We start from the raw sequence: 23,517 nt of genomic DNA on the forward strand, positions 1-23,517 counted from the left end.
ATCCGAACGCCCCTGCAGCAGGGTCACGGCCCGCCTTCGGGTGGGCCGAGGATTGAAACTGGCCGCACTGGCTGTCGGGCGCGTGCCGCCCTGTCACGGCCCGCCTTCGGGTGGGCCGAGGATTGAAACCGGCGGCCTTTTGCCTATGAGCGTAGCCGCAGGTCACGGCCCGCCTTCGGGTGGGCCGAGGATTGAAACCCAGGCGCCCTGGTCCACGTCGCGGCTGCCGATCGTCACGGCCCGCCTTCGGGTGGGCCGAGGATTGAAACCGGGCAGCTTTGGGTGATCTGATGGGCCCCCAGTGTCACGGCCCGCCTTCGGGTGGGCCGAGGATTGAAACCAAGGGTTGCCAGCCGAACGCCTGCGAGTTGGGTCACGGCCCGCCTTCGGGTGGGCCGAGGATTGAAACACCCCCCAGCGCCCGCACCTGGGCGCAGAGCTGCGGTCACGGCCCGCCTTCGGGTGGGCCGAGGATTGAAACATTTGATGCTCACGCGCCAGCTGGTCTATTCGGGTCACGGCCCGCCTTCGGGTGGGCCGAGGATTGAAACTGGTGGTGCTGATCGCGCTGCGCTTTTTCGCCGGGTCACGGCCCGCCTTCGGGTGGGCCGAGGATTGAAACTACATGCGCGACACGCTCGTCGAAACCGACCAGGTCACGGCCCGCCTTCGGGTGGGCCGAGGATTGAAACTACGAGGTGCCCGACCTCACGCAGTACCAGATGCCGTCACGGCCCGCCTTCGGGTGGGCCGAGGATTGAAACCCGCCGAGGGGGCCGCCCCGGCTGAAAAACCGGGTCACGGCCCGCCTTCGGGTGGGCCGAGGATTGAAACTGGTGGGCCCCCAGGTGCAGAAACAGCCCCAGGTCACGGCCCGCCTTCGGGTGGGCCGAGGATTGAAACCTTCACAGACACCTCAGCAGCCCGCACGGGGCGAGTCACGGCCCGCCTTCGGGTGGGCCGAGGATTGAAACGCCGGGGGGGTCGGCGCCGTGTCCAGCACAGCGTGTCACGGCCCGCCTTCGGGTGGGCCGAGGATTGAAACGTGGAACGCTACGGCATCGGCATCGAGCCGCCTTGTCACGGCCCGCCTTCGGGTGGGCCGAGGATTGAAACTCGTACATGGGGCCGCTGACGAAGAGGCCCACATGTCACGGCCCGCCTTCGGGTGGGCCGAGGATTGAAACCGGGGCAGCCTGTATGACACGGCCGCGCCCCTGGGTCACGGCCCGCCTTCGGGTGGGCCGAGGATTGAAACACCCGGCACGCCCCAGACTTCGGTGCCGACCTCCGGTGTCACGGCCCGCCTTCGGGTGGGCCGAGGATTGAAACCGCACCAGGGCGACGGGCTTCATCGTGGGGTGCAGGTCACGGCCCGCCTTCGGGTGGGCCGAGGATTGAAACAGGCTGATGTGCGTGGTGGTGTTGCCCCCGAGTCACGGCCCGCCTTCGGGTGGGCCGAGGATTGAAACAGCCGCTTGACCTGCAGCGGCGCTTGCGCCCCGTCACGGCCCGCCTTCGGGTGGGCCGAGGATTGAAACGGGAGGCGGGCAACTGCCCCCTGACAATCAGCTGGTCACGGCCCGCCTTCGGGTGGGCCGAGGATTGAAACCTGCACCATGAGGACAAACTCCCCGGCTCTATCGTCACGGCCCGCCTTCGGGTGGGCCGAGGATTGAAACCTCGCCCTGGAAGCCATGTTCCGGCAGGTGGAGTGTCACGGCCCGCCTTCGGGTGGGCCGAGGATTGAAACCCGAACTGACGCAGGCCGTGCACCGTCATCAGCCCGTCACGGCCCGCCTTCGGGTGGGCCGAGGATTGAAACCAGGTACTGCAGCCGGTGCTCACGCACCATCAGCGTCACGGCCCGCCTTCGGGTGGGCCGAGGATTGAAACGCTAGAGTGAGCTGGGCAGTGGCCGTTTCGGTGGCGTCACGGCCCGCCTTCGGGTGGGCCGAGGATTGAAACCCGGAGGTGAAAGGTATGGCAGAGGAAGGCAGAGGTCACGGCCCGCCTTCGGGTGGGCCGAGGATTGAAACATCCGGGCCGTCTTGAGCAGTTCGTTGTAGCTGGCGTCACGGCCCGCCTTCGGGTGGGCCGAGGATTGAAACACTGCCCCTCGCCTCCCAGCAGGGCCTGTGCCTGGTCACGGCCCGCCTTCGGGTGGGCCGAGGATTGAAACCGCAGTGAGTACGGCCCAGACGGCGTAAAAGCCCTGGTCACGGCCCGCCTTCGGGTGGGCCGAGGATTGAAACGTAGGGCGCTGCTGGTAGAGCGCGGCAAACTCAAAGTCACGGCCCGCCTTCGGGTGGGCCGAGGATTGAAACATGGACGACATAAACGCGCCGTTGGCATCGGTGTGTCACGGCCCGCCTTCGGGTGGGCCGAGGATTGAAACCAGCGACACGAACTGCTTGCCCTGGCCCTTGGCGTCACGGCCCGCCTTCGGGTGGGCCGAGGATTGAAACAGGGGGCTGCCAGCCGGCAGGGCGGCCAGCTGCACGTCACGGCCCGCCTTCGGGTGGGCCGAGGATTGAAACTGCAGCGTGGTCAACGCAGACCCCACAGCGCCGGCGTCACGGCCCGCCTTCGGGTGGGCCGAGGATTGAAACATGAGCAATCCCGTGATGCTCCTGAACCACGACGTCACGGCCCGCCTTCGGGTGGGCTGAGAATTGAAACTGTCAACGGTTGAGCCGCTTGCCGATGTCCACGTCTGTTACAGCCCGCCCTCGGATGCGCTGAGGGAAACGTGGCTATGCCGCAGGCAGAGATTCAGGTTCTGGGTCTCAGCCCGCTTCCGAGTAGGTCTCACCTCATCGAGTTTCACCAGCAACGGTTAGAATCTCCCGTCTCTCATCTGGTCGTCACGTGACGAGCGACATCCTGCTGAATGAAAAAGCCCTGCGCAACGCCATTCAGCGCTCTTCGCTGGCGAAGGCCAAGTAAAGCCGGGCGAGCAGCGCTGGTTGATTCAGGGATTCACCCAGCACCTCCTCTGCCCGCCGCAAGCGGGCGCGGACCGTGTTAAGGTGGACACCTTCGGCCTGTGCCAGTTTCGCCAGGTGGCCGGGCTGCTGGACGTAGCGGCGCAGCGTTTGTTCCACCCGGCCCCCATCATTCAGGGCGGCCAGCTGAGTCATCACCTGCTCGCGCAGGGTCTTGAGGGCGCCGCTGTCCAGCAGGGCATGAAAAGGATCACTGGTGTGGAACAGGGCGGCGCCGCCCTCCACCGCGGCTGCCCGGAGGGCCTGCCGGGCCTGCCCAAAGGCATGCGTTACGGCCTCACTATGCGGTGGCTGGTGACTGCGGGCGCTCACGCCCAGCCTCACCCCACGACTGGTGGACGCCGCCAGGGCACGGTGAAGTTCGTGGGCTTCTCGTCCCAGATCCAGGCTGCGCCACAGCCAGACGGCGCGGCCCCCCTGCACTGTGGAATGCCCCAGGAGCCGACGCTGCTGAAAATAGCCCTCGCCGGCACCGGCCAGTATGTCCAGCGCCTGTTCGTCCGTCTCCAGCGTATCGGTGAAGGTGCCCACTGCCAGGGCGAAGGGCCCGTCCAGCCCCGGCAGTTGGGCGTCCCGGCTGGCCAGCAGGGCGTCCAGCGCCCGCTCGCCCACCCGGCGCCGCGCGGCGCCCGCTGCGGCGGCCTGCAGCCGGGCCAGCACAGCGTAGGCCCGCAGCACCGGCAGGAGCGGCGCCCAGGCGGGGTCAACCGCGGTGACCAGCAGGCCCACGTGCCGCCCACCATGGTCCAGCCGCAGGGTCACAGGCGGTCCAGCGGCGCGGCCAGCACTGGCAATGACATCGCCCCAGCTGGCACGTAGCTCGGCGTGGCCGCCTGTGGTCCGGGCAGCCAGTTGCACCAGGGCTTCTTCTGGGTGGGGCTCGGCCAGGGCTGCCTGCAAGCTGTCCATCAGGGTCGCTACCTGGGGAAGGTCGGTCAGCGGCGCGGCCGCTGCCTGCCGGGCACGTGTGGTCATTGTCCTAACGTACACCGCCCCAGCTGCATGCTGTCATTCTGAACAATGGTTCGGTCCATCGGTCCCCCTATGCTGATGGGAAGCCCATTTTCGCCGCCTGCCCCACGCAGCGGCCACAGGAGTCTGCCCGTGAAATACGCCCGTTTTATCGCCGGGGGCCGCGCCCTCAATGGCCATCTTCAGGAAGGTCAGCTGATTGACGCCGCCGGCGTGGCCCATGATCCCGCCCGCGTGCAATTCCGCCTGCCCGTGGACCCGCCCAAGGTCATTGCCCTGGCCCTGAACTACAACGACCACGCCGGGGAACTGGGGCTGACCCAGCCCAAGGAACCCGCGCTGTTCTGGAAGCCCAACACCACCCTACTGCCCCACGGCGGCACCGTGATTTACCCGCGCGGCGCCCAGTTCATGCACTACGAGGTGGAACTGGGCGTGATTATCGGGCGCGACGCCCGGCGGGTAAAGGCCAGAGACGCGCTGGATTACGTGGGCGGCTACACCATCGGCAACGATCTGGTGGTGCGCGACTACGTGACGAACACCTTCCGGCCCCCCATGCGTGGCAAGGGCTGGGACACTTTCGGACCGCTGGGCCCCTACTACGTGACCGCCGATGAAATTGCCGATCCCCACAACCTGCGCCTGACCGCCCACGTGAACGGCGAACTGCGCCAGGAAGGCAGCACGGCCGACATGATCTTCTCGATTCCCGAACTGATCGAGCACATCAGCCGTTTCATGACCCTGCAAAAAGACGATGTCATCCTGACAGGCACCCCCAAGGGCATCTCGCACGTGCGCCCCGGCGACGTGATGACCCTGGAAGTTGAGGGCCTGGGCACGCTGCAAAACGACATTCAGGAAGAGGATGAAGGCGCCGAGCCCATCACCGGACAGGAAAGCAAGGAAGGCGAGTGGGACGGCCGCTGAGCGTCTAAATAGCCCTGCCTCACCTTTCCGGAGGCCACTCCCCGCATGAGACCCGTACTGATCAGCTTGCTTGCTGCCTCTACCCTCACCGCTGCCGCCCAGGCGCCGAGGGGGTTTGAGATGCGGTCGTACGTTCATGTGGGCGGTCAGATGCGCCCCGCCCTGGCGTGGTGCGACGCTCAGCAAGGCGTGTTCGCCCTGACCCAGCCGCAGGGACAGGGCCGGCAGGCCCAGCTGCTGGAATGGCAGGTGCAGCGGGGTAGCCTCAACCAGCAGCCACCCTCCGCCGTGACGCTGCAAGACACCGATGCGGGAGCGGGGCAGGTGTACCAGCCCTTTGCCGTGACGGCCGGGCTGCGCCGAGGCCAGCCGGGGGTGGTGCGGTCCAGCAATGTGGAGAATGTGCAGGACCCCGCCTACCGCATGACGCGGATCAGCGCGTTCAGCCTGGGTACTGCCGAGCACCGCTGCCGCTACGTGGCCCAGGCGGCCTTCCTGGGTGTGACGGCCAAGCGCACGGTGATCGTCTGGGAAAACGGCGGAAAGGCCACGTATGCCACGCGCACTTTCGATGGAACGCCCGGCGTCTTTGTCCAGGGTGGGGTGTCGCCCGCCAACGTCCGGTTGAACAGCCCGCAGGGATTCACTGGCCTCTACACCTGGACCGTGGCGGGCGGCATCACCTACCACCTTGATTTGCGTCGGAACGAACTTGCTGTACGCCAAAGGGGCCGCACTGTCCTGCGTGAATCCTTTCTGGCTTACTCGGTCTCAACCCGTGTGCCCATGAACGTCACCCCCACGACCAAGGAGACCCCATGACCCAGACCCTCAGTCCCAACCACGAACTCGCCGCGCAGCTGCGTGACAGCCGCCTGAAAGCTGGCCTTAAGCACTGGATTGGCGGCCAGTGGGTGGACGCCCAGAGCGGCCAGACCTTTGAGGCCCACTCCCCGGTGGACAACAGCCTGCTGACCACGGTGGCCAGCGGTGACGCCGCCGACATAGACCGCGCCGCCCGCGCGGCCCACGACGCCTTTCAGACCTGGAAGGCGGTGAGTGGGGCCGAGCGCCGCAAAATTCTGCACCGCATTGCCGACTTGATTGAAAAGCGCGCGCAGGAAATTGCCGTGCTAGAGAGCGTGGACACGGGGCAGGCCATCCGCTTCATGAAGTCGGCAGCCACGCGCGGGGCCGAGAACTTCCGCTTCTACGCCGACCGGGCGCCCGGCGCGCAGGACGGCCAGAGCCTGCCGGCCCCCGGCTTTATCAACTACACGCTGCGCCAGCCCATTGGCCCGGTGGGCGTGATTACGCCGTGGAACACGCCCTTCATGCTGTCCACCTGGAAGATTGCCCCGGCGCTGGCGGCGGGCTGCACAGTGGTCCACAAGCCCGCCGAATGGAGCCCGGTGACGGCCACCCTGCTGGCCGAAATCATGGACGAGGCGGGGTTGCCAAAAGGAGTTCACAACCTTGTGCACGGGTTTGGCGAGAGTGCGGGCAAGGCGCTCACTGAGCACCCGCTCATTCACGCCATCGCCTTCGTGGGTGAAACCACGACCGGCAGCCACATCATGCGGCAGGGGGCCGAAACCCTCAAGCGCGTGCATTTCGAGCTGGGCGGCAAAAACCCAGTCGTGGTCTTTGACGACGCCGACCTGGATAAGGCCCTGGACGCCGTGGTGTTCATGATTTACAGCCTGAACGGCGAGCGCTGCACTTCGTCCAGTCGTGTGCTGGTGCAAGAAGGCATCTACGACGAGTTCACGGCTCGCATTGCCGAGCGTGCCCGCAACATTCGCGTGGGCGACCCGCTGGACCCAGAGACGGAGGTGGGGCCGCTGGTTCACCCGCGCCACTTTGACAAGGTGATGGGCTACTTCGGCAAGGCGCGAGAAGAAGGCGCGACCATCGCCGCTGGGGGCCAGCGCGTGGGCGACAGCGGCAACTACGTCTCCCCCACCCTGTTCACGGGCGCGCGCAACGACATGGCGATTGCCCAGGAAGAAATCTTCGGGCCAGTGCTGACCGCCATTCCCTTTACCGATGAGGCCGAGGCTCTGGCCCTGGCCAACGGCGTGCGCTACGGCCTGGCCGGCTACCTGTGGACGAACGACCTGACGCGCGCCCACCGCTTTGCCCAGGGTCTGGAAGCAGGCATGATCTGGGTGAACAGCGAGAACGTGCGGCACCTGCCCACGCCCTTTGGCGGCGTGAAAAGCAGCGGCATTGGGCGCGACGGCGGTGACTATTCCTTCGAGTTCTATATGGAAACGAAGAACATCGCCGTCAGCCTGGGCACGCACAAAACGGCGCGGTTGGGCGTGGGACAGGCGGCACCCATCGCCAAAGAGACGGCGGAAGGATGAGTGCCGTGGTGGGGCAAGCGGTGCTTGCCACCCCCCTCCCCCCCTCCCCCGCAAGGGGGGAGGAGTTAGAGCGCTCCGCTAATTTGTGCCAAGACACCTTCCAAGTTCTGGGCCACCTCGTTGTTCCAGAAGCGCAGAACACGGAAACCACGTGCACGCAATTCGGAATCTCGCACAGCGTCGTATCTGCTGCCAGCATGCTGACCGCCATCCAGCTCAATCACCAATCGCTTCTCAAAGCATACGAAGTCCGCGAAATAGAAGCCCAGCGCCTGCTGCCTGCGAAAGGCCACGCCCAGCTGGTTCCCTCGCAACCGCTGCCACAGCATTTTTTCTTCCGGCGTCATGTTGCGCCGCAACTCTCGCGCCCGTCTGTTCTGTTCGTCGCGAGGAAACCTCTCCATCCAGGCACTCTAAAGCCCCTCCCCCCTTGCGGGGGAGGTTGGGAGGGGGGTGGCAAGCACCGCTTGCCTAACATCAGGGGGCCGCTATGACCACCATCCTCATCACCGGTGCCGCTGGCGAGGTCGGCAGTGCCCTGCGCCAGCACCTGCGCGACTTTCTGCCTGCGGGCGAGTACACGCTGCGCCTCTCGGACAACCGCGATCTGGGAGAGGCGGCGCCCGGCGAGGAACTGGTCCAGGCCGACCTGACAGATTTCGAGCAGGTGCGTGCGGCGATGGACGGCGTGAACGCTGTCATTCACCTGGGCGGCATTGCCAACGAGCACACTTACGAGCGCATCCGCGACGTGAACATCGACGGCACCTATCACGTGCTGGAAGCCGCGCAGCAGGCGGGGGTGCGGCGGGTGGCCTTCGCCTCCTCCATTCACACGGTGGGCTTTTACCCGCGCAGCGAGGTCATTTCCCCTGATGTGCCGGTGCGCCCCGACACCTATTACGGCGTCAGCAAGGTCCTGGGTGAGGCGCTGGGCCGCATGTACTTTGACCGGTACGGCCTAGAATTTGTCAGCGTGCGCATTTGCTCGTTTCAGCCGCAGCCCAAGGATGCCCGGCACCTCAGCACGTGGCTCTCGCCGCGTGACGCCGCGCAACTGTTTGCCCGCGCCGTCACTGCGCCGGATGTGGGTTATCTCGTCGTGGCAGGCATCAGTGGCAACACCCGGCGCTGGATGAGCCCCGAAGGCTGGGACGTGCTGGGCTACGTGCCCCAAGACGACGCCGAAGCCTACGCAGCAGAGGTGGAGCATCTGCACGGCGACCCCAGTGACATCACCGAGCAGCGCCAGGGCGGCATTTTCGTAGATTCACACTACACCGGCCTGGCCGGAAAGGAAGGTTAAACCATATGGGCGCCATCACCGGCCAGCAGTTCCTCGACCGTCTGCGGCAGAACCCGCCGACCCTGTACATCGACGGCGAACGGGTTACCGACCCCACCAGCCACCCCGCCACGCGGAACATGGCGCGCAGCCTCGCGGGCCTGTACGACCTTCAGCACCAGCCAGAGCTGCGGGACCTGCTCACCTTTGAGGAGGGGGGCCAACGCTACGCCACCTCATTCATGGTGCCGCGCACAAGGGAAGACCTGGCCAGAATTGGCGAGGCCCACCGGGTGCGCGCCAATTACGCCCTGGGATTCCTGGGCCGCGCGCCGGACTACATGAACGCGAACGTGATGGCCGCTGGCGTGGGCGCCGACTACTTCGGGGCGTGCAGCGCCAGCGTGGCAGGCGACCCCAAGCGCGACTTCGCCGCCAACATGCGCCGTTACTTTGAATTCGTGCGCGAGAACGACCTGTGCCTGACCCACGCCCTGACCAACCCCCAGGTCAACCGCGCCAAGCAGGCCAGCGAGATGCCCGACCCCTACATTGCGCTGGGCGTGGTGGAAGAAACCGAGGAAGGCGTCGTGGTGCGCGGCGCGCGCATGATGGCCACGCTGCCCATTGCCGACGAGATTCTGGTGTTTCCCAGCACGGTGCTGAAGGAAAACGCCGACAAGAGTCGGTATGCGATGGGCTTTGCGCTGCCGTGCAACGCCCCCGGCCTGTCGTTCCAGTGCCGCGAGCCCTTCGACATCGGCCGCGACCCCGAAGACCACCCGCTGGGTAGCCGCTTTGACGAGCAGGACGCCTTTGTCATCTTTGATGATGTGCTGGTGCCGTGGGAACGCGTCTTTTTGCTGTACGACGTGGAACTGGCCAACAAGGCGTATGCCGGCACCGACGCCGTGCTGCACATGGCCTACCAGGTGGTCAACCTGAAAGTGGCCAAGACCGAGGCCTTCCTGGGCACCGCGCAGGCTATCGTGAACGCGATTGGCAGCGGGCAGTTCCAGCACGTGCAGAGCAAGGTCGCAGAAATCATCGTAATGCTGGAAATCATGAAGGCGCTGGAGGTGGCGGCCGTCGCAGGCGCCACGCCCAATGCCCACGGCGTGATGACCCCAGCGCGTGGGCCGCTGGACGCCGCGCGCAACTACTACCCCGCTGTGTACGCCCGCCTCCCCGAACTGCTGCAACTGCTGGGCGCCAGCGGCATCATCATGATGCCCAGCAAGGCCGACCGTGAGGGACCGCTGGGGCCGCAGATTCAGAAGTACCTGCAAGCCGGGGCCGCCAGCGCCGACGAGCGCCTGAAGCTCTTCCGCCTGGCCTGGGATATGTCCATGAGCTCCTTCGGCGGGCGCCAGAGCCTGTACGAGAAGTTCTTCTTCGGCGACCCTGTGCGGATGCACTCTGCGTTGTACGAGGTTTACAACAAGCAGCCCTATGTGGACCGCATTCAGGCTTTCCTGAACCGGGCCGGGGCGCCCGAGGCGGTGGCCGCCGATGACTGACCTCTCCCCCATTCGCCCGAACGTGATTCGCATTGCCCACGCCGTCCTGACCGTGAAAAGTCTGGAGGCCAGCCGCGAGTTCTACGTGGACCTGCTGGGCATGCACGTGCTGCACGAGGAAGCGGGCGCCCTGTACCTGCGCGGCGTGGAAGACCGCGAGTGGACGCTGAAGCTGGTGCAGGAAAGCAGCGCCCGCGTGCGGCACCTGGCCTACCGTGTGGGCGGCGAGGCCGACCTGGACGCGCTGGTGGCCCTGGCCGAGCAGGAAGGGCTCCCCTACCGCTGGGAAGAGGAGCTGGACCGCCCGCGCCTGCTGCGGCTGCAAGACCCGTTTGGCATTCCGGTGGCCTTTTACCACCAGAGCGTCAAGCATCCCTGGATGCTGCAGGAGTACCACCTGCACCGGGGGCCGGGTCTGCAACGCGTGGACCACGTAAACGTGATGGTGCCGGACGTGGAACGCACCATGCGCTGGTACATGGACACGTTGGGCTTCCGCCTGTCCGAATACACCGTGGACGAGCAGGAGCGCTACTGGGCCGCCTGGATTCAGCGCCGGGGGGGTGTGCACGACCTGGCCCTCACGAACGGCCCTGGCCCCCGGCTGCACCACTGGGCGTACTGGATGCCCGACATCACGGCCATCATCCGCACCTGCGACATTCTGGCCGGGGCGCGCCAGCCCGAGCGCATTGAGCGTGGGCCAGGACGCCACGGCGTCTCCAACGCTTTTTTCCTGTACATCCGCGACCCGGACGGCCACCGCATCGAGCTGTATACCAGCGACTACATCACCGTGGACCCGGACTTTGAACCCATTCGCTGGCTGCGCGACGACCCCCGCCGCCAGACGCTGTGGGGCGCCAAGACCCCGCGCAGCTGGTTCGAGGAAGCCTCGGACCTAGAAGCCTTTGACGGCGGCGTGGTCACCGCTGAAGCGGGCGACCTGACTGGCATTCCGGTGCACGTCATCTGAACATGAAGCATGGGTGCGGCGAGACGGTGGGCGAAGTTATTTCTGCCCTGCCTCTCGCCGCACACTTATTTTGGCTTCAGCAGGACGGTGCGAACGGCCTTCTGCCCGGTCTGGGTGGCCTGGGCCAGCACCCAGCCCTGGTCGTTCAGGGCGAGGACCACCTGAAGCTTCCAGCCCGTGACGCGAATGGGCCGGTAGGTGCGCGTGGCGTGGGTGTAGACAAACTGGTCGTCCAGATACCCCACCAGCGCCTGCCCCTTCTCGTTCAGGTCCTGCGGAAACACGGCTTCGGTACCGGCTGGCCGCTGCACCTGCGTGGGCTGCTTCTCCCCTGCCGGCCACAGGTACAGGGTCGCGCCGTCGCCCGCCACGTCCTCACCCAGCACCAGCCCGGCTTCATTGATGAACTTCGGCTGCCACTGCTTCCGGTCCACGGTGAAGGTGCCTTCGGCACGCTGAAGGGCGATGTCAGCCACAAACTGGCCCGCGCGGTTGATGTCGTTCACGCCTTCAAAGGTGCCCTGCCGAACCTCGCCTGTGGTGGGTGTCCAGAGGTAGCTCTGGGCGGTGTTCAGATCGCTGGCCACCGCGCTCAGGTCTGGCGCGCAGTTCTGAATAAAGATGTCGAGGTTGGGAAAGGCAATTGGCGTGAAGCGTCCGCCGCTGTAGAACAGCGCCCCTTGCCCCAAGAACGTGTTCATAGCGATGCGGCCGTCGTCGGCCAGGCAGGAGCGGCCCACCGAGGAAGCCAATTCGCCTGTTTTGAAGCCTCTGGGCAGCGGCAGAGCCCTGGGTGTATCGCCGGTCCACAGATGCAGCACGTCGCCATCATCGGCCCGCGCCTGGGCGCCCTTGTGGGCCACGAACAGCACATGGCCCTTGTTATTCAGGGCCAGGGCAAAGGCATGCCGAAAGCCGCTGGGCAGTGGCACCCCCTGCACCGTAAACGTGGCGCCACTGCCCGGCACGGTGGTGGCCCTCGCACTCTGGGCCCGGGGCGCCGGGATTGGCGCACTGTTCTGGGCGTGCGTGGACCCCAGCGCCGCACCCAGCAGGGCTGCGCCCATCGTCAGCAGCAGCAACCGCGTGGACGGAGCAGGATAGATTCGGCGCAGATCGGAAGACATACAGCCAGCCTAGACACAGGCCGGGACACTTGGCAGGACAGTTGCCGCGTCCCCTCCGTCACCCCACAAGGAACCCCATGACCCAAGACCAGCGCGTGATTCCCGATGACCAATTGACGACCCTCGCCGCCGAATTGGAGGCGGCCGAGGCCACCGGCACGCCCCTCTCTCCCTTCAGTGAGCGATTTGCGGGCATGACCATTGCCGACGCCTACGCGGTGCAGCGCGCCTGGGTGGCACACAAGGTGGCGGGTGGGCGGCGCGTGACTGGGCACAAAATCGGCCTGACCTCGCGCGCCATGCAGATGGCCTCGCAAATTACCGAGCCGGATTACGGTGCCCTGCTGGACGATATGTTCTTCGAGCCCAATGGGGACATTCCGCTGTCACGCTTTGTGGCCCCAAAGGTCGAGGTGGAGCTGGCCTTCCTCCTCAAAGCTGATCTGCAAGGTCCAAACGTGACGGTGTTTGACGTCCTGCGCGCCACCGAATATGTGACCCCTGCCGCCGAGATTATTGACGCGCGTATCCAGCGGGTCAGCCGTGCCACAGGTAAGCCCCGCAAAGTCACCGATACCATCAGCGACAATGCGGCGAATGCGGGGGTGATCGTGGGCGGCCGCGCCATGCGCCCCGACGATCTGGACCTGCGCTGGGCGGCGGCCCTGTGCATTCGCAACGGCGTAATAGAAGAAACGGGTGTGGCCGCTGGCGTGCTGGGCCACCCGGCGGCCGGCATTGCGTGGTTGGCCAACCGCCTTGCCCCGCACGGGGAAGGATTGAAGGCCGGGGAACTGGTGCTCGCCGGGTCCTTTACCCGCCCGGTGGACATTGCCAGCGGGGACGTGTTTACCTTTGACTACGGCCCGCTGGGCGCCTTTTCCTGCCGCTTTGCCGGCGAGGCCCGTGGGGGCGCCCGTGGCTGAGAATGCCTTCAAATCGGCCCTGCGGCGCGGCGACACCCTGATTGGCCTGTGGTTGGCCCTGGCCGATCCTTACAGCGCCGAACTGTGTGCAGGGGCAGGCTTTGACTGGGTGCTCATTGACGGCGAACACGCACCCAATGACGTGCGCTCTACGCTGGCGGCCCTGCAAGCGGTGGCGCCCTACCCCACCCACGCCCTGGTGCGCCCGCCGATTGGCAGTGCGGTGCTCATCAAGCAGCTGCTGGACATAGGCGCGCAGACGCTGGTGGTGCCCATGGTGGACACCGCCGAGCAGGCGCGCGATCTGGTGCTGGCCACCCGCTATCCGCCGCGCGGAGTGCGGGGGGTGGGCGCGGCGCTGGCGCGGGCCAGCCGCTTTGGCCGCGACGCCGCCTATCTGCAGGCCGCCGACGAGGGCGTGTGTCTGATCGTGCAGGTGGAATCGGCGGCGGGCCTGGAAGCGCTGGACGAGATTGCAGCGGTGGACGGCGTGGACGGCGTGTTTATCGGGCCGGCTGATCTGGCGGCCAGTCTGGGGCATCTGGGGCACCCTGGCCACCCGGAGGTGCAGGCCGCGATTCAGCAGGCGGCGGCCCGCATTCGGCGCGCGGGCAAGGCGGCAGGCATCCTTTCCACCGATGAAGCGGTGGCCCACACCTACCTGGACTGGGGCTACACCTTCGTGGCCGTGGGCACCGACGTGACCCTGCTGTCGCGCGCTTCCTCAGCGCTGGCGCAGCGATTCCAGGCCGGCGGCCCTCCGGGCACCTGACGGTTCCGGCAACTGAACGCCGAGAGTCTGTTGAGCCAGTGCTGCGCGCCCACGCCGCCAGTCGGGGTCGGGCCCTGAGCGCATGAAGCCCAAGCCTCGTGGGCAGCAAAAGCGGGAACCTGACTCCGGTCATGGACAGCAGAGGTGGCCCTGAGCGGCCACCTCTAGCCGTGAATGCGGTTGCGCCCCGCAGCCTTGGCGGCGTAGAGCTGGGCATCGGCCGCTACCAGCGGCGCGGGGCCACGCGCCGCCACCAGGCCACCCGAAACGGTGACCGGCATGGGCACCGCCGCCAGGGTCGCCAGCTGGCCTTCAATGTTGGCACGCACCCGCTCGGCCACCACTGGCGCGGCCTCCGGCTGGCACTCATGCAGCAGCACCGCGAATTCCTCGCCGCCCAGCCGGTACACCCGGTCCGACGGGCGCACGCTGCGCCGGACCACCCCGGCCATGGCCGCGAGCACCCGGTCCCCCGCTTCATGGCCGTGGACATCGTTCACCCGCTTGAAGTGGTCCAGGTCCAGCAGCAGCAGGTATGACGCCGGGCCCGCCTGCGGCAGGTCCAGGTCAAATTGCCGGCGATTCAGGGCGCCGGTCAGGCCATCGGTAAAGGCCAGCTGGCCCAGGGTGGCGGCGCTGTCCAGGGCCTTGAGGCGGGTCTGCACCACGAGGTGCCCGGCAATCATGCCCACGGTGCTCAGCAGCGTGTAAATGGTGTACACCCCCAGGGCCTCCACCACCGATCTGCCGGCCAGGGTAAAGGCCACGAAAGTCATGACGTTGGCCAGAGCAAAAATTTGCAGGGCTTCCCACCAGCGGGCGTAGAGGGGCGCGCTGCGCGTTTCGGGGGCGCGGGTGAAGGCCGGGCGGCCCCAGCCGGCCAGCAGGGCCACCAGCACGAGGTTGATGCAGGCCGGGATTTTCCCCGGGCCCCCCAGCAGCCAGCGGTATGCCCCAAGGGGCAGCGCCACCAGCAGCCCGGCGAGCCAGCCGTTGCGGCGACTGGCCAGCGCCACCGGCACGGTGCGGAAGTCGTACAGCAGTCCCGGCGCCAGGGGAATGGTGTTCACGATCAGGATGAAGCCGGTGGCCACGGCCATCAGGTATCGCGCGGCGAGCCAGGCCCAGCCCTCGGTCACGCGCACCTGCACGTAGGTCAGGCTGACGACGAACAGCCCCGCCACCAGCAGCGCAAGATTGATCAGCAGGGCGTTGATCGGCATAGCTAGGGCCAACGTACTGGCCCTTCCCTCACCACCCCCTGACAGTCGGCGCAATCAAGATGCGCTGACCGGGCTGGCTGGTGAGACCTGCCCTGGCCAGCCCGGTCAGCGTGGGCCACTCGGGCAGGAGCATGCCCCAGCTCTCAAAGCTACTCGTCACGTGACGAGCAACAGTGGAAGCCGGGGGGCAACTCCCGGGCTCTTTGCTCCTTTCGCGCTCCGGGCGGGCGTGTCTGGGGATCAGGCTGCCTGACTCCATTCACTTCTCGTGCCCTCCCAGCTGGCTTTCCAGGTGCGCTTTCAGGGCCGGCCACAGCTCGCGCACGCGCGGGCCTGAGCCTGTTGCTGGGCCCCGGCTTCTCGGCGCAGCAGCGCGTCGCGGTGGCCGGGCACCCAGTTCTCGGCGCGCAGTAGATCCTGCGCCACCTGGGCGTCTTGCAGGCGTCCCAGTTCTTCCAGCACGTCCAGCACGGCCTGGGGAGCGTCACCGGTCAATTCGGCGGTGAAGCGGTAGCGTTTGAGGTGCTTGCGCCACTCGTGCCAGGGCCCGGTGTCCTGGGCCTGATACGGCTTCCGAAAAATTCCGTCATGTGTTACGGAATTTTTTCGACCGGAGGGAGCAGGAACAAATGCGGATTTCCGGGAATTGGAGGAACATCAGGCTCTTTCCCGGATGGTACGGAAATGGACGGCAGTCCGTATGAAACACCTGTTCGGCTTCCCGCAGCAGGTGATGGGCGTCGCGGCGCAGCGTCTTGCGCACCCGGGCCTTCCATGCTCTGGGGCGTTTGACGGCCGGGGGCGGGTCCGGCCAGGAGACCGCCGCGAAGGTCCGCGAGCGGCGCCCGGCCCAGGTGCTCTGAAATTCGCTCAGCACCTGGGGCGGCACCTTCAGCTCCTTCAGGGCCTGCACCAGCTGCTCGCCCACAGCGTCACGGTCCCGCACGGCGGCCACCGCCCGGCGCAGGTCCCGCCACGCCCGCCGGGTGCGTTTGGGCGCGCGGGCCACGCGCAGCTGAGCCTGGGCCCGGCGCGTGAGCTTGCGCACCTCGTGCACTGCCCCGGGGTCGCCCGATTGCAGGGCAGACCAGAGCCGGCGCAGCGTCCTGGCGGTCTTGGAAAAGTGCGGCATGGCCTGAGCATGCGCGGGCCAGATGGGGCGCCGTGCCCGGGCCACCTGAGCGTCCGTTCATGCAGCGCGTGGCGCGGCGTTCGTGTCAGCTTGCGCCCAGCTTCACCCGGAACGACACACGGGCCTGTTGCCCCGCTGGCACCTCCACCCGGCGCTCCACCGTGACCTGCTGGCTGGGGGCTGCCTGGCCGTCCACCACCACAAAGCGGCCGTACAGCTGTTCGCGCACCTGCACCCGCACAGAGCGCGATTTGGTGCTGGTCAGCGTGAACGTGACCTGGAAGGTGGTGCTCAGGACCTTGCCTTCAGCGCTCTTTTCCACGGCCAGTTGTTGCACGCGCCGCACATACCGCAGCTCGTTGTCGGCGCCCAGGTCAAGGTCCACCGGGCGCCCCGCCTGCGCTGCGGGCAGGGCCACCGTGCCGATCAGGGCGCCGTCCTCGCGCACCGTCAGCGGGCCGGTGGGCAGCGACTGGTCCGGCGTGAACTTGTAGTGCCGCGCGGCCCGCCCGGCGCGTTCCTGCCGGTCAAAGTAGCTGTCAATGCGGGCGTAGCGCGCAAAGTCGCTCAGGCGCGGCTGCACGAACGGCACCGTCAGCAGTTCGCCCCGCCCCAGCTTCAGGCCGCCAGGCAGGGCGTAGCGCTGTAGCCCCCGCACCTCGCCCAAGCTGCTCACCGCCGGGGCAGACCCGGGCAACGAGGGCAGGGCCATACCGCCGGCGGCGTTGTCCAGCCCCGCCGTCCCCCGGCCCGCCTGAAACTCACTGGTCGGGAGGGCGGGTGCGGCGCGCACCTCACCCGCAAACAGCTCGACCTGCCGGGCTTCGTAAGTGTCTGTGCCCCGGTTGCGCAGCTCGGCCAGGGCTGCCAGCCGGGCCCCGGCGCTCGCCGCCGCCAGTTCATAGCGGGGCTGCCACGTCAGGGCCTGTGTGCGGTAGCTCACCACGCCCGCCACCCGACCCTGACCGGCCACCTCAAAGGCCACCGCCACCCCGCCCGCCACGCCGTGCAGCGGGGGCGGCGCGGCAAACGCCAGTTCCTCGCGCGTGGCGTGCAGATACTCGCCCGAGGACAGGCGCACCAGCAGGTCCAGCGCGCGTACCAGGACCCCGTCCAGCGGGGCCTGCCCGGCGCGCAGCACCCGCACCGGCCGCCCTTCTTGCGTGCTCAGCCAGTCCAGATCGGTGGGCCGCACCTCAATGCGCCGCAGCGGCGCCCCGGTGAAGCTCAGGCTGCCGGGCTGAATCAGGCTCCAGGCCGCGCGGGAAAAGCTCTGCCGGTGCGTGGCCACGCCCCCCGCCGCCTGCAGGGTCACGGGTGCCCGCACCTCGGCAAAGGCCGGATACACCCGCAGATCGGTCGCCCAGGCGGGCAGGCTCAGGGTCAGCAGCAGGGCCAGGGCGGTCAGGCGGCGCGTCATGGGGGCATGGTGCCACGAAGGGAACAGGCCAGGGGGCGCAGGTGCGCAGAGGGCAGAGGGTTCCCGCGCTCCTGGCCCCGGCTGGGTGCCAGCCTCCGCCAATATGCGCACGCATCCCGCCGGGTTTTGCGCCATGCTGGGGGCCGTCTCGTATTCAACCTGTTCGGCGCTGCCAGAAGCGGCGCCCTCCCTGACCGCCCCTTTCCCCTCAGGAGATGCCCCGGCATGACCATGACCCAGACCCCAGCCCTGCTTGACCCTGGCCTGTGTGCCGACGTGCTGCACCTGGCCCGCGCCGGCGGTGCCGATTTTGCCGAGCTGTTCGTGGAAGACAGCCACAACACCGGGTACCGCCTGCACCAGGGCGAGCTGCGCGACGCCAGCGGCGGCAATCTGTTCGGCGCGGGCCTGCGCCTGCTGTACGGCGCGCGCGTGGTCTACGCCTACACGAACGACGTGACGGCAGCGGGCCTGCGCCAGCTGGCGGGCGACGTGGCCCGCGCCCGCGCCGGGCAGGGCGAGGTGAGCCGACAGGGCACCGGCGGGCTGGATTTCCGCCGCTCAGATGTGCGCCCCCTGTACGTGGCCCGGCAGCACCCGCTGCAGGCCCGCGCCCAGGACAAGCTGGCCCTCATGCAGCGCGCCCACCACGCCGCCGCTGGCGTGGGTGACGTGAAAACCGTGGACGTGAACTACCTGGACCGGGTGCAGCGCGTGCTGATTGCCAACTCGGAGGGGCTGTGGGCCGAGGACGAGCGGGTGTGGACCCGGCTGATGGTGAATGCCATTGCCCAGGACGGCACCTGGCGCGAGAGTGGCTTTTACGGCCCGGGCGCGGGGCAGGGCCTGGAATTTTTCGAGACTGTGCCCCCCGAGACCATTGGTGCCGAGGCCGCCCGCATGGCGAACGCCATGCTGCGCGCGGGCCCGGCGCCCGCCGGAAAGCTGCCGGTGGTGATTGGCAATGCGTTCGGCGGCGTGATCTTCCACGAAGCCTGCGGCCACATTCTGGAAACGACCTCTGTGGAAAAGGACGCCAGCGTGTTTGGCGACAAGCTGGGGCAGGCCATAGCCCACCCCTGCGTGAGCGCCACCGACGACGGCACCATTCCGGGCGCCTGGGGCATGGTGAATGTGGATGACGAGGGGATGCCGGCCCAGCGCACCGCGCTGATCGAGAACGGCGTGCTGACCTCGTTCATGGTGGACCGGGTGGGCGAGCTGAAAACCGGCCACCGCCGCACGGGCAGCGGGCGGCGCCAGAACTACACCTTTGCGCCGGCCAGCCGCATGCGCTCCACCTTCATTGAGGCAGGCGAGCAGACCCCGGACGAGCTGATCGGGCAACTGGAGTACGGCCTCTATGCCCGGCGCATGGGCGGCGGCAGCGTGACCCCGGGCACTGGGGAATACAACTTCGCCGTCAAAGAGGCGTATATCATTCGCGGCGGCGAGATCGCCGAGCCGGTCAAGGGAGCTTCTCTGGTGGGCAACGGCGCGCAGGATCTGCGCAACATCGTGGGCGTGGCGGGCGATCTGGCGCTGGGGCAGGGCATGTGCGGCAGCGTGTCGGGCAGTCTTCCCACCGATGTGGGCCAGCCTCACATCCTGATCAGCGAGATCACCGTGGGGGGCCGGGCATGACCGGGGGCACCGACACGGCCCAGCTGGGCCTGGACGCCGCGCGCCGGTACCTGCTGGAGCGCGCCCGCGAGCAGGGCGTGGCGCTGGAGGTCTATGCCCAGCGCGAGGCCGCCACCGCCATCGAGGCCCACGGCGGCGAGGTCAGCGAATTCAAGCTCTCCACCCGGCAGGGCGTGGGCCTGCGCGCCCTGGTGGCGGGCGCCTGGGGCGCGGCCTTTACCGAGAACCTTTCGCGCCCGGCGCTGGACCGCGCCCTGGAGCGCGCCGTGGAACACGCCCGGCTGGTGGCCCCTGAGGCGGGCGCGGCCCTGATTGCCTGGGGCGAGCCGCCCAGCGTGGACCTGTACGGCGAGGGCCTGAGCGGCGTGACCCCCGAGCAGAAGGTGCAGGTGGCCCTCACGCTGGAACAGGCCGCGCGCGCGCACGACCCCCGGGTGGTGGGCGTGCCCTACCTGGCCTACGAGGACAGCGTGGCCGAACTGCTGGTGGGCAACACCGAGGGCCTGAGCCGCGAGCAGCGCTCGCTGCACGCCCTGACCTACGCCGCGCCACTGGCCCGCGACGGCGAGGAGAACCGCATGAGCAGCGACTGGCAGTTCACGCGGGAATTCACGGCGCTGGACCCCACGCAGACCGCCCTGCGCGCCGCCGAGAAGAGTCTGGCGCTGCTGGGTGCCCGCCCGGCTCCCACCGGCACCTTTCCGGTGGTCATCAGCGGTGAGTGCATGGCCTCGCTGCTGGCTCTGTTTGCTTCCATGTTCAGTGGCCGCGCCGCCGAGGAGGGCAGGAGCCCGCTCTCGGGCTGTCTGGGGCAGGCGGTGGGCAGCGCTCTGGTGACCCTGCGGGACGACCCCACGCTGCCCCACGGCCTGCGGTCGCGGGCGTTCGACGCCGAAGGCTGCCCCAGCGCCCCCCTGACCCTGATGGATGGGGGAGAGCTGCGCGCCCTGTTCCATAACGGCCAGACGGCCGCGCGTGCCGGGCAGGCCAGCACCGGCCACGCCACGCGCCAGGGCTACCAGGGAGTGGTGGGGGTGGGGCACAGCAACTTCTTCCTGGCCCCGGGTCAGACGCCTGACGACGAGGTGACGGCGGGGGTCACGGGCCTGCTGCTCACGAAAGTCTCGGGTGGGCACGCGGGGGCGCAGCCCATCACAGGTGACTTCAGCCTGCAGGCCGAGGGCTTCTGGTTGCAGGGCGGGGCACGCGCCTATCCGCTGGACGTGTTTACCGTGGCGGGTAACTTCACCGAGCTGCTGGCGCAGGTTGAGGCCGTGGGCCAGAGCCTGGAGTGGACCTGGTCGGGCACCGGGGCGCCGGCTGTGCGGGTGGCGGGGCTGGCCGTGGCGGGCGGCGCCCCCCGGGACTGATACGGCCGCCGACCCCACCGCTGACACAGGCGATCCGGCTCCGGGCAGCCCTGCCCAGCAGCGCTGCAGAGCGGGAGGCGAACCCAGGGCCTCGCACCGGAAACGGTTCAGTGCTCTTCTGAACCGTTGGAATGGCAGGGGCGAGGCCCTTAGCATGGCGCCATGCTGAGCGCCTTTCTCAATCCCCTGGGCACCCTCTTTGACCCTGCTGGTGAAAACCTCCCGGCGGCTGCGGACGGGCTGCTGCAGCTTCTGGCGGGCGCGGTGCTCGTGCCCGTCACCGGCCTGAACGAGGAAGAATTGCTGGCCGTGCCGGCGGCCTTTACCTCATGGCAGGTGCTGATGCACGGCGCGGTGGTCCTGACCCCCGACGGCGAGGAGGACCCGGCGTGGCGGCGCCTGACCCGCGAAACCCAGGCTGATACCGAGGGGGCCCTGGCGCTGGCGGCCCAGGCCGCACACCATCTGAATGCCCTTGGGCAACTGGGGCTGGAGGTGACCGTGACCCAGCGGGGTGGGCGCCCGCTGCAGGTGGGCCTGCGCCACCCCCACCGCCTCAAGCTGGCGCTGGATCAGGCGCAGGCCGGGCTGCTGGACTGGCTGGCCGACGCGCCCTTTCGCCAGGACCTGCGCGTGGTCCGCGACGCCCTGGGCCTGACGGTGCTGCCCAGCGCCATTCGCCCCGAGCGCGCCGTGAACTACGTGCTGTCCGAGTGGCCGGCGGGGGTGTTCACCCTGGGCGTAAGTGCCCAGCCGGACGACCGCGCCTTTTTGGCCCTGTGCGACATGGCGCTGATTCCCGGTCAGAGCCCGCTGCTGGCCGCCCCCGGGACCGACTGGGAGGAGTAGGGCTGGACGCCGGGCCCCAACCGGTGGGACGGCCATTCAAACCGAGCGAGGCAAACAGGGGAACAACGCCCCCTGGGCCTGGCGCTGGCGGGCCGGTGAGCCAGCGCCACAGACACCACCTGTCTGAGCTGAGGGGCCGACTGGAACCGTCCCCGAAAGTGAACGCCGGCGTTGGGCGCGCCTCTCCCCGTTCACTATGATGGGCGCCGGCCCCTGGAGGCGCCTGGGCCCGTGCGGCCACGGCCCCGCAGCGGCCTCGCCCAGGAGCCTGCCCATGACCCAGCCGCCCCCACCTGCCTCCCCCGGCACTGCGCCTGCCCAGGCGATTACGTGTCTCTCCACCGACCTGGGCCCCCTGCCTGCCCTGCTGGCCCAGAGTGCGGCGCTGCACCGCCATCTGTGCCCCCGGCAGGTGCTGGGGGCCCGCCTGGGTTTGCTGGCCGGGCGCCTGCTGGAGCTGCCTTTTCCCCGCACCGACAAGCGCGTGCTGGTGTTTGCCGAAACCGATGGCTGTTTTGCCGATGGCCTGTCGGTGGCCAGCGGCTGCTGGCTGGGGCGGCGCACCCTGCGCCTGGTGGATCACGGCAAGGTGGCGGCCACGGTGGTGGACACCCACACCGGGCAGGCCATCAGGATTGCCCCGCACCCCGATCTGCGCGCGCGGGTGCGCGCTGGCCGCCCGGCCGGGCAAAAGCGCTGGGACGCCTATATGGCCGCCTACCAGACTTGGCCGGACGAGGCCCTGTTTCAGGTGCAGCCCGTCACGCTCAGTGTGGACCTGGCCGCCCTGATCAGCGTGGCCGGAAAGCGCGCCGTCTGCGAAGGCTGCGGCGAAGAGATCATCAATGAGCGTGAGGTGCGGGGGCCCGCCGGGGTGCAGTGCCGCGCCTGTGCAGGCGACACCTACTGGCACCCGGTCTGATGCAGGTGCACGCCCCGAAAGGCGAGAAGAGCGGCTGCACCGCCCAGTCGCCGCAGAAGAGACAAGAGTTGACCCCCTCCACTGTTGAGAGGGGGTCTCTGATGCCTGACTACCAGTCAAAACTCCTGACAGCCAAGGAAAAGTCGGCGCCTGTAGGGTGTTTCTGCAATGAAAACCCGGGGCCGACACCCCCACGATACCTTGCAGACTGCGCTGCGGTCTGCTTTTCCCATCGATGCCCGGCGCCTGGAGGTGCTGGCAGCCTTGATCTTGGCCATGGTGCAAGCCCGCAGTGTCGTGCTGTACACCTTGAAGACCCATGTGCCGTTCCCCGGCTCACTCGACACGCGGTACCAGCGGTTGTGCCGGTTTGTCCGTTTCGAGTTCCCTGCCCAGCTCTTCGCACGGTTTGCGCTCTCATTCCTCCCGGACGGCGAGCTGCACCTGATCCTGGACCGCACCAATTGGAAGCTCGGCAAGCAGGATGTCAATATTCTCCTCCTGTCCGCCGTCTGGGACGGCTTCAGTCGGCCGCTGATGTGGGCCCTGCTCCCTCATGGGGGCAGCAGCTCGCAACAGGTGCGCGAAGCGCTCCTGACCCGATTCCTTCAGTGTTGCCCGGACCGGTCCATTGGGAGCCTGCTGGCAGACCGCGAGTTCATCGGCAAGACGTGGTTCACGTGTCTGGATCAGCATGGCATTGCGCCCTGTATTCGTCTCCCGGCCACAGCCACCATCGGAACCGGCAAACTGCCTATCTGGGCCTGCTTTAAGAAGCTTCAGACGGGCGAGATTCGCTGCTGGCACCGCTCTGTCGTCGTCTACGGCGTGTCCTTGCGCCTGTGTGCCACCAAGAATGCGGCCGGCGAAGTCCTGTACCTGGCCTACCGCGGCCACGCGTCCGTGAATCTGCGCAGATATGCGCAGCGCTGGCAGGCGGAAACGAGCCAACTCGATTACCCTTGTACATACGCACTCTCCTTTCGCTGACGGGTCTCCATCGCCGCTCGCTGCGCATTCCATCGGTCATGGGCGTGCTCTGCCGGGGGTTTTGCACGCCGTGCTC

The 23,517-nt window shown here is 67.8% G+C and carries 19 protein-coding genes, 1 pseudogene and 1 CRISPR repeat array (1 of these 21 running past the window's edge); of the genes and pseudogenes, 13 read left to right on the forward strand and 7 right to left on the reverse strand.

The window, feature by feature from the left end; translation table 11 throughout:
* Positions 1 to 2,682: direct repeats of the CRISPR family, unit length 37 nt; unit sequence GTCACGGCCCGCCTTCGGGTGGGCCGAGGATTGAAAC (it extends 263 nt beyond the left edge of the window).
* Between the two features lie 236 nt (positions 2,683 to 2,918).
* The gene (locus C8263_RS16845) at positions 2,919 to 3,983 is read right to left on the reverse strand and encodes a helix-turn-helix domain-containing protein (RefSeq protein ID WP_107139298.1); all 1,065 of its coding nucleotides are present in this window, start codon (positions 3,981 to 3,983) and stop codon (positions 2,919 to 2,921) included.
* Positions 3,984 to 4,112: 129 nt separating this feature from the next.
* Here C8263_RS16845 and C8263_RS16850 point away from each other — a divergent pair, with 129 nt between their 5' ends.
* The 3 genes from C8263_RS16850 to hpaE all read left to right on the forward strand — a co-directional run bounded on the left by C8263_RS16850 (position 4,113) and on the right by hpaE (position 7,285).
* Positions 4,113 to 4,913, forward strand: a complete 801-nt coding sequence (locus tag C8263_RS16850) for a fumarylacetoacetate hydrolase family protein (protein WP_107139299.1) — start codon at positions 4,113 to 4,115, stop codon at positions 4,911 to 4,913.
* A 120-nt stretch (positions 4,914 to 5,033) separates the two neighbouring features.
* On the forward strand, positions 5,034 to 5,735 hold the full coding sequence (locus C8263_RS16855; RefSeq protein WP_146160743.1) for a hypothetical protein: 702 nt from the start codon (positions 5,034 to 5,036) through the stop codon (positions 5,733 to 5,735).
* Entirely contained in the window at positions 5,732 to 7,285 is a 1,554-nt protein-coding gene (gene hpaE, locus C8263_RS16860) for a 5-carboxymethyl-2-hydroxymuconate semialdehyde dehydrogenase (RefSeq protein ID WP_107139301.1), read from the forward strand. The genes C8263_RS16855 and hpaE overlap by 4 nt, the downstream gene beginning before the upstream one ends.
* 65 nt (positions 7,286 to 7,350) lie before the next feature.
* Here the strand turns inward: hpaE and C8263_RS16865 are convergent, their stop codons facing one another.
* Positions 7,351 to 7,689: an endonuclease domain-containing protein gene (locus C8263_RS16865; RefSeq protein ID WP_107139302.1), complete on the reverse strand. Its 339-nt coding sequence runs from the start codon at positions 7,687 to 7,689 to the stop codon at positions 7,351 to 7,353.
* A gap of 86 nt (positions 7,690 to 7,775) precedes the next feature.
* Between C8263_RS16865 and C8263_RS16870 the strand changes: the two genes are divergently transcribed.
* From C8263_RS16870 to hpaD, 3 genes are read left to right on the forward strand one after another with little or no spacing between them, the layout of a single operon-like run.
* Positions 7,776 to 8,591, forward strand: a complete 816-nt coding sequence (locus tag C8263_RS16870; RefSeq protein ID WP_107139303.1) for an NAD-dependent epimerase/dehydratase family protein — start codon at positions 7,776 to 7,778, stop codon at positions 8,589 to 8,591.
* Between the two features lie 5 nt (positions 8,592 to 8,596).
* Entirely contained in the window at positions 8,597 to 10,090 is a 1,494-nt protein-coding gene (gene hpaB, locus C8263_RS16875) for a 4-hydroxyphenylacetate 3-monooxygenase, oxygenase component (protein WP_107139304.1), read from the forward strand.
* Positions 10,083 to 11,066, forward strand: a complete 984-nt coding sequence (hpaD, locus tag C8263_RS16880; protein WP_107139305.1) for a 3,4-dihydroxyphenylacetate 2,3-dioxygenase — start codon at positions 10,083 to 10,085, stop codon at positions 11,064 to 11,066. Before hpaB ends, hpaD begins: the two co-directional genes overlap by 8 nt.
* 65 nt (positions 11,067 to 11,131) lie before the next feature.
* On the opposite strand, the gene C8263_RS16885 is transcribed toward hpaD, so the two are convergent.
* A complete protein-coding gene (locus tag C8263_RS16885) occupies positions 11,132 to 12,193 on the reverse strand; it encodes a hypothetical protein (protein WP_146160744.1) in 1,062 nt (353 codons plus the stop codon).
* 77 nt (positions 12,194 to 12,270) lie between these two features.
* Here C8263_RS16885 and hpaH point away from each other — a divergent pair, with 77 nt between their 5' ends.
* Complete coding sequence (gene hpaH / locus C8263_RS16890) at positions 12,271 to 13,119, forward strand: 2-oxo-hept-4-ene-1,7-dioate hydratase (RefSeq protein WP_107139307.1); 849 nt, start codon at positions 12,271 to 12,273, stop codon at positions 13,117 to 13,119.
* Complete coding sequence (gene hpaI / locus C8263_RS16895; RefSeq protein ID WP_107139316.1) at positions 13,112 to 13,891, forward strand: 4-hydroxy-2-oxoheptanedioate aldolase; 780 nt, start codon at positions 13,112 to 13,114, stop codon at positions 13,889 to 13,891. The genes hpaH and hpaI overlap by 8 nt, the downstream gene beginning before the upstream one ends.
* Positions 13,892 to 14,055: 164 nt before the next feature.
* On the opposite strand, the gene C8263_RS16900 is transcribed toward hpaI, so the two are convergent.
* The 4 genes from C8263_RS16900 to C8263_RS16915 all read right to left on the reverse strand — a co-directional run bounded on the left by C8263_RS16900 (position 14,056) and on the right by C8263_RS16915 (position 17,666).
* On the reverse strand, positions 14,056 to 15,114 hold the full coding sequence (locus tag C8263_RS16900) for a diguanylate cyclase (RefSeq protein WP_107139308.1): 1,059 nt from the start codon (positions 15,112 to 15,114) through the stop codon (positions 14,056 to 14,058).
* 300 nt (positions 15,115 to 15,414) lie between these two features.
* Positions 15,415 to 15,696, reverse strand: a complete 282-nt coding sequence (locus C8263_RS16905) for a CHAD domain-containing protein (protein WP_107139309.1) — start codon at positions 15,694 to 15,696, stop codon at positions 15,415 to 15,417.
* Between the two features lie 4 nt (positions 15,697 to 15,700).
* Complete coding sequence (locus C8263_RS16910) at positions 15,701 to 16,246, reverse strand: CHAD domain-containing protein (RefSeq protein WP_107139310.1); 546 nt, start codon at positions 16,244 to 16,246, stop codon at positions 15,701 to 15,703.
* A gap of 85 nt (positions 16,247 to 16,331) precedes the next feature.
* Positions 16,332 to 17,666 carry a hypothetical protein gene (locus tag C8263_RS16915; protein ID WP_107139311.1) on the reverse strand — a complete coding sequence of 445 codons (1,335 nt, stop codon included), beginning with the start codon at positions 17,664 to 17,666 and terminating at the stop codon, positions 16,332 to 16,334.
* 225 nt (positions 17,667 to 17,891) lie between these two features.
* Here C8263_RS16915 and C8263_RS16920 point away from each other — a divergent pair, with 225 nt between their 5' ends.
* From C8263_RS16920 to C8263_RS16940, 5 genes and pseudogenes are all read left to right on the forward strand, one after another.
* Entirely contained in the window at positions 17,892 to 19,310 is a 1,419-nt protein-coding gene (locus C8263_RS16920) for a TldD/PmbA family protein (RefSeq protein WP_233218886.1), read from the forward strand.
* On the forward strand, positions 19,307 to 20,680 hold the full coding sequence (locus tag C8263_RS16925; protein ID WP_107139312.1) for a TldD/PmbA family protein: 1,374 nt from the start codon (positions 19,307 to 19,309) through the stop codon (positions 20,678 to 20,680). Before C8263_RS16920 ends, C8263_RS16925 begins: the two co-directional genes overlap by 4 nt.
* A 162-nt stretch (positions 20,681 to 20,842) precedes the next feature.
* Positions 20,843 to 21,529: an HAD family hydrolase gene (locus C8263_RS16930; protein WP_107139313.1), complete on the forward strand. Its 687-nt coding sequence runs from the start codon at positions 20,843 to 20,845 to the stop codon at positions 21,527 to 21,529.
* A 274-nt stretch (positions 21,530 to 21,803) separates the two neighbouring features.
* Positions 21,804 to 22,451 carry an FmdE family protein gene (locus C8263_RS16935; protein WP_107139314.1) on the forward strand — a complete coding sequence of 216 codons (648 nt, stop codon included), beginning with the start codon at positions 21,804 to 21,806 and terminating at the stop codon, positions 22,449 to 22,451.
* 168 nt (positions 22,452 to 22,619) lie between these two features.
* Positions 22,620 to 23,393: pseudogene (locus C8263_RS16940) on the forward strand (IS4 family transposase); the annotation flags it as partial.
* Positions 23,394 to 23,517 lie beyond the last annotated feature (124 nt).

The sequence above is a fragment of the Deinococcus arcticus genome, from assembly GCF_003028415.1.
Taxonomy (GTDB): Bacteria; Deinococcota; Deinococci; order Deinococcales; family Deinococcaceae; genus Deinococcus; species Deinococcus arcticus.